14 protein-coding genes are annotated in these 13,292 nt (G+C 34.2%); 3 read left to right on the top strand and 11 right to left on the bottom strand.

Annotated elements, in window-relative coordinates; genetic code table 11:
* The first annotated feature begins 2 nt into the window (after positions 1-2).
* Positions 3-770, top strand: a complete 768-nt coding sequence (locus APR43_RS22720; protein WP_053470201.1) for a ThuA domain-containing protein — start codon at positions 3-5, stop codon at positions 768-770.
* 9 nt (positions 771-779) lie between these two features.
* Here APR43_RS22720 and APR43_RS22715 read toward each other — a convergent pair whose 3' ends face one another.
* The gene (locus tag APR43_RS22715; protein WP_053470202.1) at positions 780-1,601 is read right to left on the bottom strand and encodes a phospholipase A; all 822 of its coding nucleotides are present in this window, start codon (positions 1,599-1,601) and stop codon (positions 780-782) included.
* Positions 1,602-1,875: 274 nt separating this feature from the next.
* Here APR43_RS22715 and APR43_RS22710 point away from each other — a divergent pair, with 274 nt between their 5' ends.
* Together APR43_RS22710 and APR43_RS22705 are read left to right on the top strand one after the other, a co-directional pair.
* A complete protein-coding gene (locus APR43_RS22710; protein WP_123924567.1) occupies positions 1,876-2,328 on the top strand; it encodes a hypothetical protein in 453 nt (150 codons plus the stop codon).
* A gap of 78 nt (positions 2,329-2,406) precedes the next feature.
* A complete protein-coding gene (locus APR43_RS22705) occupies positions 2,407-3,840 on the top strand; it encodes a Dyp-type peroxidase (RefSeq protein WP_053470204.1) in 1,434 nt (477 codons plus the stop codon).
* Positions 3,841-3,923: 83 nt separating this feature from the next.
* Here APR43_RS22705 and APR43_RS22700 read toward each other — a convergent pair whose 3' ends face one another.
* From APR43_RS22700 to APR43_RS22655, 10 genes are all read right to left on the bottom strand, one after another.
* Positions 3,924-4,322 (bottom strand): hypothetical protein, encoded by a 399-nt coding sequence (locus tag APR43_RS22700; protein WP_123959181.1) that lies wholly within the window; start codon positions 4,320-4,322, stop codon positions 3,924-3,926.
* Positions 4,323-4,793: 471 nt separating this feature from the next.
* On the bottom strand, positions 4,794-4,997 hold the full coding sequence (locus APR43_RS22695; RefSeq protein ID WP_053470206.1) for a hypothetical protein: 204 nt from the start codon (positions 4,995-4,997) through the stop codon (positions 4,794-4,796).
* Positions 4,998-5,015: 18 nt separating this feature from the next.
* The gene (locus APR43_RS22690; protein ID WP_053470207.1) at positions 5,016-6,416 is read right to left on the bottom strand and encodes an exopolysaccharide biosynthesis polyprenyl glycosylphosphotransferase; all 1,401 of its coding nucleotides are present in this window, start codon (positions 6,414-6,416) and stop codon (positions 5,016-5,018) included.
* Positions 6,386-6,817: a VanZ family protein gene (locus APR43_RS22685; protein ID WP_053470208.1), complete on the bottom strand. Its 432-nt coding sequence runs from the start codon at positions 6,815-6,817 to the stop codon at positions 6,386-6,388. The genes APR43_RS22690 and APR43_RS22685 overlap by 31 nt, the downstream gene beginning before the upstream one ends.
* A gap of 73 nt (positions 6,818-6,890) precedes the next feature.
* Positions 6,891-9,230 (bottom strand): polysaccharide biosynthesis tyrosine autokinase, encoded by a 2,340-nt coding sequence (locus APR43_RS22680; protein ID WP_053470209.1) that lies wholly within the window; start codon positions 9,228-9,230, stop codon positions 6,891-6,893.
* Between the two features lie 63 nt (positions 9,231-9,293).
* Positions 9,294-10,067, bottom strand: a complete 774-nt coding sequence (locus tag APR43_RS22675) for a polysaccharide biosynthesis/export family protein (protein ID WP_082356346.1) — start codon at positions 10,065-10,067, stop codon at positions 9,294-9,296.
* 114 nt (positions 10,068-10,181) lie between these two features.
* Positions 10,182-10,928, bottom strand: a complete 747-nt coding sequence (locus APR43_RS22670) for a glycosyltransferase family 2 protein (RefSeq protein ID WP_053470211.1) — start codon at positions 10,926-10,928, stop codon at positions 10,182-10,184.
* Between the two features lie 156 nt (positions 10,929-11,084).
* Positions 11,085-12,059, bottom strand: coding sequence for a UDP-glucuronic acid decarboxylase family protein (locus APR43_RS22665; protein ID WP_205720345.1), 975 nt, complete (start codon positions 12,057-12,059; stop codon positions 11,085-11,087).
* A 1-nt stretch (position 12,060) separates the two neighbouring features.
* Positions 12,061-12,882 (bottom strand): glycosyltransferase family 2 protein, encoded by an 822-nt coding sequence (locus tag APR43_RS22660; RefSeq protein WP_053470213.1) that lies wholly within the window; start codon positions 12,880-12,882, stop codon positions 12,061-12,063.
* Positions 12,875-13,288 carry a putative colanic acid biosynthesis acetyltransferase gene (locus APR43_RS22655; RefSeq protein WP_240514980.1) on the bottom strand — a complete coding sequence of 138 codons (414 nt, stop codon included), beginning with the start codon at positions 13,286-13,288 and terminating at the stop codon, positions 12,875-12,877. The genes APR43_RS22660 and APR43_RS22655 overlap by 8 nt, the downstream gene beginning before the upstream one ends.
* Between the last annotated feature and the right edge of the window lie 4 nt (positions 13,289-13,292).

Raw genomic sequence — 13,292 nt, 5'->3', positions numbered from 1 at the left:
AGATGAAAAAATTTCTAATCTTATTTATAACAATCTTCGCTTTTCAGGTAGATTGTACCGCTCAAAAATCAAAAAAATCAAAGTTTAAAGCTTTGGTTTTGTATGAAAACGGCGGACATCATTTGGCGTTTTCAAAAGCGGCAAAACCGTGGCTGAACAAACTGGCAATTGACAGCAGTTTTACGATTGATTACATTGAAAACACGGCAAAAATTAAGGATGCTTTTTTAAAACAATACAAAGTTTTTATTCAGCTGGATTATCCTCCATATACCTGGAGTGATGAATCTATGAAAGCATTTGAAAAATACATGAACGATGGCAATGGCGGTTGGATTGGTTTACATCACGCGACTTTATTGGGCGAATTTGACGGTTACCCCATGTGGAAATGGTTTTCTGATTTTATGGGAGGAATACGTTTTGAAAATTACATTGCCACTTTTGCGAATGCGAAAGTGAATATTGAAGACAAATTGCATCCGGTTACTAAAGGAATTTCACCTGAATTTTTGATTAAAAAAGAAGAATGGTATACTTACGATAAAAGTCCTCGCCCGAATGTTCATGTATTGGCTTCAGTAGATGAAGCTACTTATGAGCCTAACTCAGAAATAAAAATGGGCGATCACCCGGTTGTCTGGACAAACGATCATTTTAAATCCCGAAACGTTTATATTTTTATGGGACATTCTCCTGAATTGTTTGAGAATGAAGCTTACACTACTCTTTTGAGAAATTCTATATTTTGGGCAGCGAGTAAAAAATGATTTTACTGCTTAAAAAATTCCCATATTTTCAGGTTTAATCGTAAAACCTAAACGTACCATACTTTTGTGTTCCTGATAATCGATTAAACTTTCTGTATAACCCACAAACCATTGCAGCGTGAGATAATAATTTTCATGCTTAAATGGTCTCCAGTTTACCTGTGTCTGCAAGGAGCCATAATTAATAAGCCCGCTTCCTTTTCTAAACAGAATATCGGCACTCCAGCGTCCGGGTTGAATTTGATATGTTGCGCTCGCTTCGCCGTAACCTACATATTTCGTTAGTTCAGGATTATCATCTTTATCAACAAGCGGAATCCATCCTCTGATTCCCACAGTCCATCGCGGAGAAACCTGCGATTTTAAGGAAAAGGCAAGCATGTTCCAGGTTCTGGAATAAATAGAATCTCTCCCGTTTGATTCATGTTCTAAGGAAATTGTTCCGTAAGTAAGCCTTCCTCCTTTTAAATAAAACGGACGTACAACGGCAAAACCGGGATTAAAATTAATTTCAGAAAATGGTTTTGAGTTGGCGTAAATGTCCCAAAATGCTTTTTGAGTATACATTAAATAAGGAAAAAAACCACCCACCCAAGGTTTCGATGTTAATCGGAGTTTAAAACTTATCTGGTATTTTACGTCGGCAGAATTTCGGGTAATTGCTTCATTTACGGGTACGCCGGTTAAAAAATAATTGTCTCTGTGAACAGAAAAACTGGATTCTTTTAACAGTGAATCTGCGGCGCGGAAATTCTTTTTTTCTTCTACAATTTGTGAATTTGCATTAATTGAAAACAAAACGATACAAGTCAATAGGTATTTAAAGTACATTCTTATAATTTAAGTTGAGGCGTATTTTTAATAATTAAATGTACTCTGTATCGGTTAATGGTATTAACGCAATAAAAACAAGAGTTAACCCAATAAACTTAATCATAGAAATATCCCGCATAAAATCTCTTTTATGACTGATAATTCCCGTTTGGTGTCATTTTTTCCTAATGCCTTTTCTATCTCGAGTAATTTCGGCTTCAATCACCTCAATTACCCGCGATGCTGAAAACGGGAACAAAGAGTAAGCAAAATCCAAAAAACAGAATCTATTATGCAAACCGTGAATCCATTAACAATGTATGTTCCTATTTATCAAACTGATGAAGCACAGGCAACAGCTCAGACAGCTTATGAAAATTTTAATAATCCTATAACAAAAGCTTCTCTGGATAAAATGGCGATTGTGCATTATGCACGAATTGCCCTTGTACCTAATACTGACGGAAAAGGTATTGCGGGAATTTTAATTATTACAGAATTTGACGGAAATATGAATTCTTACTTAGAAGCATTTTTTAATAATTCGACTACTATTAGAGCCGCATTTATTTTAGTTATTACCTTATGGGCAAACAAACCGGCAGATTTCCCAACTAACCCGGACGATATTACATATACGATTTTCTCTAATTTTATTAATGAACGTAATCTTAGCCAGTCTCAGGATCTTTATTATGCTTATCCACAATCTGTAAAGCAAATTGTAGCTAAGTTTTCTAAATAATAAATAAGAAAAAGTATTCATAATTACAGCTGTGTCATTTGATCCGGCTGTTTTTTTCTTTAACCCAAACTTAATCTTATGAATTATACACAAACACCTCAGGCTGCAGCACCAGAATTAAGCGATATACAAGGCCTTATCATAAACGGTTATACGCATCCGTGTTCTGTACATATGCTTTTTAAATTCGATAACGACATTTCTAATTTAAAATATATTCAGGATTTTTTTAAGGATTTGCTTCCATACCTGCAAAGTGCAGAAGACTGGGGCGCTTTAAAACCTGAAATCATGCTGAATATTGGGCTTACGGCTAACGGAATTGAAATTGTAAAACCAAGTCTTAATGTTCAAAACTCCAGCTTTCCTTCTACGTTTAAAAAAGGCCCGTGGGATGTCAATAATGCACAGCAGTCTTTAGGAGATTATGGTACAGGTGCGCCTGATCAATGGTGGAATCAAAAATTCAGCAATGAAGATGTGCATTGTGTGGTGCATGCGTATGCAATGAACCCAACGGCACAGGAAAAAATTGTAGGCATTATAACTGATGCCGCCCTGAAAAGTAACGGAATGGTTACGGAGTTGAAACCTTTAGAATCTGAAAGCGGAAGATTAGAACAATATCTATTAGTGCCATCCGATTATATTCATTTTCGCTACAGGGATTCAATTGATGAACCTAATTTGAATGATAATCCTGCGGGAAAAGATCAGCAAGACCTCAACAACTTTTTAATAGGTTACAGTACGCTTCCCAATCCAATTCCGGGGCCACTTTCAGGGCCGGAAGCTGCTTTTGCTAAAAACGGCTGTTATAATGCGTTTCGAATTTTGTATCAGGATGTTGAAGCTTTTAATAACTTTCTTGATACACAGGCTGAATCGATTGCACCGCAAATTAAAAACACGAAGGATTATGCAGAAGAATGGCTTGCTGCGAAAATGTGCGGAAGATGGAGAAATGGTTCTCCATTAGTACTTTCGCCAGACAAACCGGAACATGATACGTCTAAAGCTACTGATTTTGGTTATTTAAAAGATGATATGCAAGGGCTTAAATGTCCGTTTTCTGCACATACAAGAGTATCAAATCCACGTGATGAAGGTGTTGAAGTAGCTGGTTCAGATACTGTGCCGCGTATTATAAGACGAGGAATGCCGTATGGTCCGCCTTTATCAATTGATCCTAAAGCAGACCGCGGATTGATTGGTTTATTTCTTTGTGGCGATTTAAGCAGTCAGTTTGAAACGCTTTATGGATGGATTAACCTGAATAATTTCAGCAATGTTTTTGATCCTGCCGAAAATACGCCGCAAGATCCTTTGGTTGCGAATCGTATTGTGCCGCTACCGGGCAATATCGATCCTAATTTTACGATTCCTATGGAAGATGGAAACAACATTGTTATCGATGGACCTCTGCCTCAATTTGTAGTAACCCGCGGAACGGCTTATTTGCTTCTGCCTTCTATTTCGGCAATTACTGCAATAGCAAATGGCGAAGCATAAAATAATTAATTAAAAATTGTTATTAGAAAAAATAAAAAAACCATCTGCATCGGCGGATGGTTTTTAGCTTTTAGTGTTTTTATTTACATCATAAAATACAGGGCTCTCTGCAGTATTTCGAGTTGTTTTTCGATCATGTTGGATATTACAAATTTCTTATCCGGTAATTTTGGAATATGGCTGGAGGATTTCTTAAAATTGAATTTTAAATCCTGCAAAACTTCTATTTTGGTTTTTGAGGCATCTATTAAAAATAAGCCTTTGATTTCGCCTATTAATGACATGCTGTTGTAAAGGTGTTTACTAAACAGGCAAACCATAAAATTTGCTTTTATACTTTCTAATTTGAAAAATTCTACGAGTTCCGAATACTCATAGATTACAAATACAGAATAATCGTATTGGTTTGATTTATTCTCGTTTTTCAATAAAAAAGAGTCTTCAGAAAATTCAAAGTCATTTTTAAATTTTCTTTTAAACATTTTTAAAAAAATCCCTTTATTGTCCCTAACTAAAACTCTTTTTTTTCTGATCATCTCTTAAGAATTAGCATTTAACTTTTCTTATAAATAAATTATATTTTAATAATACAGTGATAGAAAATTTCTTTGGAATATAAAATCAGAGCCACTTTTATATCATGAAATTTAAAAGATAAAAGGATATTTAAAACAAGAAATTAAAGAGTGTCTAAAGGTAGTACAACAATGAGGAATTAAGATAAATGTAAAAGGAAATGAGCCCAATAAATATCGAGCTCATTTTTATCTTATTTGGTTATAAATCGTGTAAACTTTTGAGTGCAGTTTATTTGTAGGTGGTTCTTGGTAAAAATATAGTAAAGAATCAAAAAATCAACGAAGATGTTTACTTCATAAAAAAATAAAAGGCTTGTTGTTTTCTTTTTAAGCTGTAAGTAAGTGTTTGAGTTAAATTGTAAATTAGAAAAAATCTTAAATACCTGCATTAAGGTTTGGTGTATCTGCGGTACTTAAGCTTTTTAGCTTTTTTATTTTATCATTCAATTTCAAAACCCTGTCGAGTTGTTTTTGCTGAATCGTGTATTTAGTATAATATCTATACCATTCTTTTCCAATAAAAAAGGTTGTCACAGAAACTCCTGTGAGTACACCAATAAAGTAATTAGTAATGTCCATAATTTCTAGTTTTTAAATTTAAAAAGCATTTTTATCTCCTTTCAGAGTCACAATAACGGTTAACAAGCAAATCTTAATATCTGTAATTAAACTCCAGCGCTGCAGGTATTGTATGTCTGTAGTAACGCGGCGTTTCATGTCGACTACCCTTTTGGTTTCCCCTCTAAGTCCGGAAACCTGAGCCAGTCCTGTAATTCCTGGTTTAACAAAATGGCGAACCATAAAATTATTGATATGACAATTGTAATCTGTTGTGTGTTTAATCATATGCGGGCGCGGCCCAACAATACTCATATTTCCCATCAAAACATTAAAAAACTGGGGCATTTCATCTAAACTTGTCCTTCGCAGGAATTTTCCAATTGGCGTAACTCTCGAATCTCCTTTTCTGGCCTGCTGGCTTTCATCTCCGGAATTCATATACATGCTTCGGAATTTATAACACCAAAAAGGTTCGTTCTTTTTACCTGTTCGCATTTGTTTAAATAAAACCGGGCCTTTGCTTTGTCTTTTAATCAAAATAGCCAGTAAAGGATAAAGCCACGACATGATAAAAACAATCACCATAAGGCTGAAAATAATATCAAATATTCTTTTAATTAATCTGTTATAAGCATTTTGTAACGGCTCAAAACGAGGTTTAATAACATGGAAATTATTTAAATGACTGGAGTTAAAATGTTTTTTTGAGATGGATGAAAAGTCAGGGACAAATTTTAAGCGCATGCAGTATTTGTCACCAAGCTCAAAAAAATAGTTTAAATCTGAAATAAAATCAGGTTTGGATACAATGTACAATTCATTAATATGATCTCTGGATGCATTATGAATGGCTTCAGAAAGTGCTTCGCTAAATTCTTCATTGCTTTTATAATCTGCGGTCGAATTTTCGTTAAGAATGCCCAAAAACTGAATAAAAAACGAATTGGTTTCCAGATGAGAAGCTAACTCAATACTCGTTTTATTGAAACCCCATATGGCAACTGTATATTGTTTAAAAACCCATCCTTTAATTTCTCCAATTACCAGTGTAAATAAAATTCTGGACAACAGGAAATAGAACAGTAAAAAGCTCAACTGAAACAAATTAGCCCGACTTCCAAAAAAGTAAAGAACGTTATCCTGAAAAATAAAAATATAACTGTGCCACAAGATTCTTTGTGTAAAAAAAGCACGCCAGCTGTTGCGAAAAAAGTATTCTAAACTAAATAGAACATCTATTCGATACAATTGAAAATAAGTTACCGAGAATAACCAGCTTAAAATTGTAATAGGAATCATTTTATCCAAAAGCAAAGCATTCCAGCCTATCTTCTCTTCGCTTGCAAAATTCAGGAACACTATAGTACCAAGTATCATAGCGATCATGTCTGCAATTGCGCAGCAGATTATGAAGGTAAATTTATGTCTGTTTCGCATTTTTTAAATTTTTTGAATAAATTGTAAAACAATCCTCCTGCTATACTTCCTATAATTCCATAAAAAACATCCATGATATCGGGGTTTCTTTTTTGAACTATAAACTGTCCTCCTTCGGCTATACAAACAATTATGGCAGCGATGCCTATGTTTTGTATGAAGTTTAAATTTTTGCTTTGATTTATTTCATTCGGGCTCTTTTGCTGTACATATGCTTCTAGCAGAAAACCAACGGCTAAAAAAGGAACAGCTGTACGTAGATTATAATAATGATTACTCCAGTTTAAAAGCCATCTTGGCAGGTAACTTTCGGTTCTTAAACTAGGATCGGGGAGCCAGGAAAAATAGAAAACAACACCAATAACGACAAGCAATATCAACAGAACTATTTTTTGAAACATTGTTCACTATTTAATTTTTTTGTAAATGTGCTTTTATTATTTGGGGTGAATTTGCGGCGGGAAAAAACATAACTTAGGCTTCTTTTATTCTAAGACCTCTTTTATACCAAGGTCTTTTTATTTTCAATTCCTGATACTGATAACCGTAGTTTCGGCCATAACCATATCCGTATGCCGTTTTCATATTTACGGCATTGATCAAAATACCAACATTCCTTAATTGCTCTTTTTTAATAAAATTACTTACCTGAACTAAATTGCTCTTATCTGTATAATCGTATTTTACAACAAAAACGGTAACATCTGCCAAATGACTAAAGTTGAGCGTGTCAGACACTATTTGTACGGGAGCGGTATCTAATATTATAAAGTCGTATAGATCTTTTGCTTCTTCAATTAATACTTCAAAATTAGAATTGGTTATTAATTGAGAAGGATTTGGAGGAACTTCACCAGCGAGCAAAATGTCAAGGTTTTTAGAATAATTAGTGTCTTTTTGCAGGAATTCTTTCCAGTCATCATTTTTATTCGCCAGGTAATTGGTAAGGCCTGATACGTTTTTATTGATATTGAAATATTCATGCAATTGAGGATTTCTTAAATCAACACCAATTAGCAATACTTTTTTATTAAGATTACTAATAGTTACCGCATTATGAAAGGCACAAAAGGATTTTCCTTCTCCCTGAATACAAGACGTAAACAGGATTATATTTCCTTTGTCTTCCTTTTTTTTGTGCAGCAAATAGCGAATGTTAGAAACTAATGTACGCGTTGCTTCTGCAATTAACGAATGAGAAGTCGCTGTATTTTCTAACTTTTCGCTGGTATTTATTTTAGGAATATGTCCCAAAATAGGAATATTGGCAATGACTTTTTGAATATCTTCTTCGTTATGTACTTTGGTATCCAGATATAAACGAACGTATATTATCCCAAAAGGAAGTAGTAAACCAAACAGAAACGCGCCCAGCATAAAGGATTTAGGCTGAGGGAAAATTGCTGAATAATTCGTTTCTGGCGCATTTAAAGTTTTTAAGTTGGATTCTAAGATTGCTCCGTTCAAAACTGCTTCTTCCTTTTTTTGTAATAATGCCACATAGGTTTCTTCTTTCATACTAAGATTGCTATTGATGTTACCCAATATTTTATCTTGTGTAGGTATGTTTTTAATTTTTGAAGCGGCAATATTTTCCTGAGTTTTATTGACGATATTGTTTTGGTTCAGAAAGTTTAAATACCCTTCTAAAGAATTCAATATTTCTTGTTTTGAAACTCTTAACTGGGTCATTAAAGTAATATAGGCCGGATTGTTTTTTTGTGCTCTCTGCAGGATTAATTCACTATCCATGAGCTTTGTATTATAATTTAAAAGCATTTGATTGACAATCGATGATTCTAAATTATAATTGGTGCCTAAAGTTTGTCCGGGCTCTCTTTTTCTGATGTCGTTAATGGCATAATTGGCAAGTGAAATTTGTTTTTCGTTGAGTAAGGAACTTTCCGTTTTCTGACTTCTGTCGGCTGTTTTTTCAGCAATATAATTGTCCATTACGGCTATTTCATTGTTTTGCAGGTATCTTTCTTTTACACTTTCAATCGAATCTTTTTCTTTGGTAAAGCTTTTTATCCTTTGATTTAAATAAGTAACCGTATTGGTAAACGTTTTTTGTTTGTTGATTACAATGCTTTTATCCAGCAAAACGATAATTTCATTCAATATTTTTCGTGAGCGTACAGGATCAGAACTAATATGGTTTAACTCGATTGTTCCTTTTGATTTTTCATCAGATAAAACAATAAGCGATGATTTTAATTCTTTTAAAGCAGCATCTGTTGGTTCAAGATTTACTTTATATTCTTTATCAAAATAATACGAGGCGTTTTTCTTTGCTTTTGAGGCTAATCTAATTTTAAATGGCAGACCGCTTACGGCTTCTTTTCCATCGTATCCATTGACACGGTATTTTTTTTCTGCAGCAACATCAGTTATAATAAAGCCGCCTTTATCTACTTTAATTTCATACGAAACCTGCGGTAAAGAATCTTTAGAAACCGTTAGTTTTAAAACAAAGGGAACCTCATTTACATTATTATTTTGTGTGGTATATACTTTTTCAAAATAACTCACATTTAGATTCAAATTCTTTACTACACCCAGCAAAAACTCATTGGATGTAATCAATCTGATTTCGTCGTCTAAATTATCTTCGTTATTTTTTTGATCTGTACTAATGGTTATTATTTTCGTTTTGTCTTCTTGTTTTTTATCCAAAAAAATCATAGCCGAAGTCTGGTACGTTGGCGGCACTATTTTGATAAAAATGAATGCTGCACCAACGCATAAAATTAAACTAAGCAGGAACCAAGGCCAAAACTTGAGATACTTTAAAAATTCTTTTTTAAAATCCATAATTATTCAATTAATTATACAACAGAATTCGTAACAATAATCATAATTTCAAACTGCTCATTTTTACTGAGCTATAAGTAAAACGACGGCTAAAAGAGAAGCTGTTATACCCAAAACCTGTATAGGATCTTTGATTAAACCGCCGCTGTTTGCTTTTAGTTTATTGGGTTCTACTACAATAACATCGTTCTGCCTGATTCTGAAATTTGGGTTGTTCATCCAGGAAGCTGTGGTTAGATCAATATGAAAAACCAAACGTTTTCCGTCAACTTCCCTAATCAATTTGATATCTGTTCGAACGGCAGAATAGGTTAAATCTTTTGCCAGTCCTATGGCGTCGAGAAGGCTGATAGATTCTTCGCTAAAAGGGATTACGCCGGGTGAATTTACTTCTCCCAAAATGGTAAATTTATTGTTGAGTACCCGAACCTGCACGGTAGGATTTACTAAATAACCTTCGCCTATTAAGCGTTCTTTTATTTTTTGTTCTGCATTAGTTGGCGTTAAGCCGCCTACTTTTACTTCATTTAAAATAGGCATCATGATGTTTCCCTGCGGAGTCACTAAATAACCTGATAATTTCATCATTTCTACAGAAGTTTGTCCGTTGGTAGTTCCCACATTCATATTAAAAGGCGCCGCTACCACAGGATTAAGATCTCCTACATCAATTTTTAAAATATCGTTGGGCTGTATTTTGGTCGATGTATAAACTAAAGTCGAGTTTGCATAGCTGTCTAAATCTTGTAAATACAGCATTTCTTTTTTTGTGGTACAAGACTGAAACATTAATAAAAGCAATAAAAATATCGGAAGTAAAATTTTCTTCATGTTCATCGTAGTGTATTTTAGTGTTTTTTAATTACTCTAAATTCTATTGAAATAAATCTGCTTGAGACCTATGTTCACTATGATGAAAAAAATACTGATCGATCAATATTTATCCTTTTATTAATGAACTATATACTGCCTCAGAGCGATGCTTTTTTTAAGAAAGACAACAAATATTGCTGCCAGACCGTGAAACTTATAAATCTTATAATCTTCGTATAAAACTTCAAAAGCACGTTTTAAACTGGTACTCATGCCGCCCATTCTCATTTTTACGATATAGGCATCGATGTAACTCATATTAATTTTGTGCTTGTACAAATAGCGGAGCAAAAACTCGGTATCTGATGCTATTTTAAAATCAAGGTTGTATAAACCATGTTTATCAATTACAGCTTTTTTCAAATAAACCGTTGGATGAAGGGGCAGCCATCCTTTTTTAACTCTTTTAAGGCTGAAAACGCCTCCTATTCTATCGCGGATCAAACGTTCTTCTTTATCATTAGAAACATAAATTCCGTCGCCGTAAACTCCGTCGATAGTATTATCATTTTCAAAACGAGCCGCAATTCTTGAAATCGCTTTTCGATCGTAAAACTCATCATCAGAATGCATTAAACCAATTACATCTCCTGTTGCCAGTTGAAAACCTTTATTAATGGCATCATACATACCTTTATCAGGTTCTGAAATATATTTGGAAATTCGATCTTTATAAGATTCTATAATCTCCTGTGTTCCATCTTTAGAATTACCATCGATAATGATGTATTCGATATCAGGATAATTTTGTGAAAGCACACTTTGAATCGCTTTTTCAATCGTAGCTTTACGATTGTAACACACTGTAATTATGGTAATTTTCATCAGTAATTATACTTTAGGATAAAAATGTTACATAATTTCCATATAAAACTAAAACAAAAGATTTCTACTAAAAAAAGTTCTCGATGAACCGCCTCAATTGTCGTTAAAACCCTTAAAAGTCAAAGTTTTAAGTTGAAAATCATTTATATTATTTCCTTAATAAGGAAATTGTGAAAAAGAAGGCTTTGCCTGATTTAGCAATAATTGGTCAAAATATTCGATTGTAGCAGTCAAACCTTCACGTAATTCTATTTGAGGTTTCCAGCCATTTAGTTTGTTATGAGCCAAAGAAATATCGGGCTGTCTTTGTTTGGGATCGTCCTGCGGTAAACCAAGATGAATGATTTTTGATGATGAACCTGTCAGTTCAATAATGGCCTGCGCTAGTTCGAGCATCGTAAACTCGTTTGGATTTCCCAGATTTACGGGGCCTAAAAAATCACGATCTGAAGCCATCATTCTAATCATGCCTTCGACTAAATCATCAACATATTGAAAAGAACGCGTTTGCAAACCATCTCCAAAAATGGTAATATCTTTTCCCTGTAAAGCCTGCACAATAAAATTCGAAACAACCCTTCCGTCTGCCGGATTCATGTTTGGCCCGTAAGTATTAAAAATTCGGATGATTTTAATCGCAACTTTATTCTGATTGTGATAATCCATGAACAAAGTCTCGGCGCATCGTTTCCCTTCATCATAACAAGAGCGAATTCCAATTGGGTTTACGTGTCCCCAATAATTTTCAGTTTGCGGATGTACCAAAGGATCGCCGTATACTTCGCTCGTACTGGCCTGCAGCACTTTTGCTTTAACTCGTTTGGCTAATCCCAATACATTGATTGCGCCCATAACCGATGTTTTTATGGTTTTTATGGGGTTGTACTGATAATGTACCGGAGATGCCGGACAAGCCAAATTGTAAATTTCGTCGACCTCAGCATAATAAGGTTCTGTTATGTCGTGACGTACCATTTCAAAATACGGATTATCGATTAAATCAATAATATTCGATTTGGTTCCGGTAAAGTAATTGTCGAGACAAATTACTTCGTTTCCTTCATTCAATAATCTTTTGCATAAATGTGAACCTACAAATCCGGCTCCTCCCGTTATTAATATTCGTTTCATATTAATTCTTGTTTTTGATTAGATCAATTTTTGTTTGAATTTGAAAAAAGTAATGTGACTTAAAACGTGCCAGATAAAATCCTTCTTTTCCATCTAAAAAACCCAGCTTTAAAAAATAAGCGCCAAAAAAATAAACTGCAGGAAGTAATCCTGTATTAAGAAGTCCGTATTTAATTTTTTGGTTTAAGGATAAAAGCGTGTTATTCGATTTCCTGATTTGTAAATATCTCTGGGCTTCCCAACTAGAATAAGCATTGTGTTTGTCTATATAATGTTCCAGATTTTTAAAATCTTTATGCACGACTTTTGCTTTAATAACGCCAACTTTACCTTCGATAATAGGATGTTCGTGTACTTCCATATCTAAATGGCTCCATAAATCTTCTTCGATTTTTTCGTAAGCCCCTTTTGATTTCTTAAATAGTGCCGATTTTTGAAATCCGTACCCGTATTTGAGTTTTCTTCCCATAAAATAGTTTTCAAAACGAATCGTAAAACCGTTATATGTTGGGTCCTGAATTTTATGTTCTATTTCGTTGACAAATTCATCGGTAACAAATTCATCGGCGTCGAGAAACAAAATCCATTCGTTGAGAAGATTGGCGTTTTGCAGTGCCCAATTGCGTTTTTTAGGGAATTTACCATTCCATTGAAATTGCAATACTTCGGCTCCCATAGCTTTTGCTATAATTATGGTATCATCAGTACTGCCTGAATCGACCACAATTAGTTGGGAAAATCGCTTTAATTTATCCAGACATGAGGGTAAATTCTGCGCTTCGTTTTTGACAGAAACGATTACGGAAATTGGAATTTTATTCAAAGCTTCTAAATTTTATTAATTTGGAAGGATTTCCTCCTACTATGGAATTTTCTTCAACATCTTTAATAACTACAGAACGGGCCGCAACAACAGAATAATTTTCTACAGAAACTCCCGGTGCAATAAAAGCATCGGCAGCAATCCATACTCCGTTTCCTATTGTGATTGGTTTTAATAGTAGAGGAAAATCTTTTTTAGTATAATCATGCGTAGAGGCGCATAAATAGGCTTTTTGCGATATTATGGTATTATCGCCAATGCTTATTTTTCCCTGATTATAACAATCCACTTTTGGCCCTAAACTGGAATTTTTGCCCAATTCTAAATTCCACGGAGCCCATACTTTTACGGAGGCATAAACATGCGCCGACCAATCTATTTTTGCACCGAAACATTTCAGTACCAAAACT

Origin of the sequence: Flavobacterium sp. NLM (assembly GCF_002210235.1) — a bacterium.
Taxonomy (GTDB): Bacteria; Bacteroidota; Bacteroidia; order Flavobacteriales; family Flavobacteriaceae; genus Flavobacterium; species Flavobacterium panici.
Note: the sequence above shows the minus strand (reverse complement) of the source record. Positions and strands in the feature narration are given on the sequence as shown.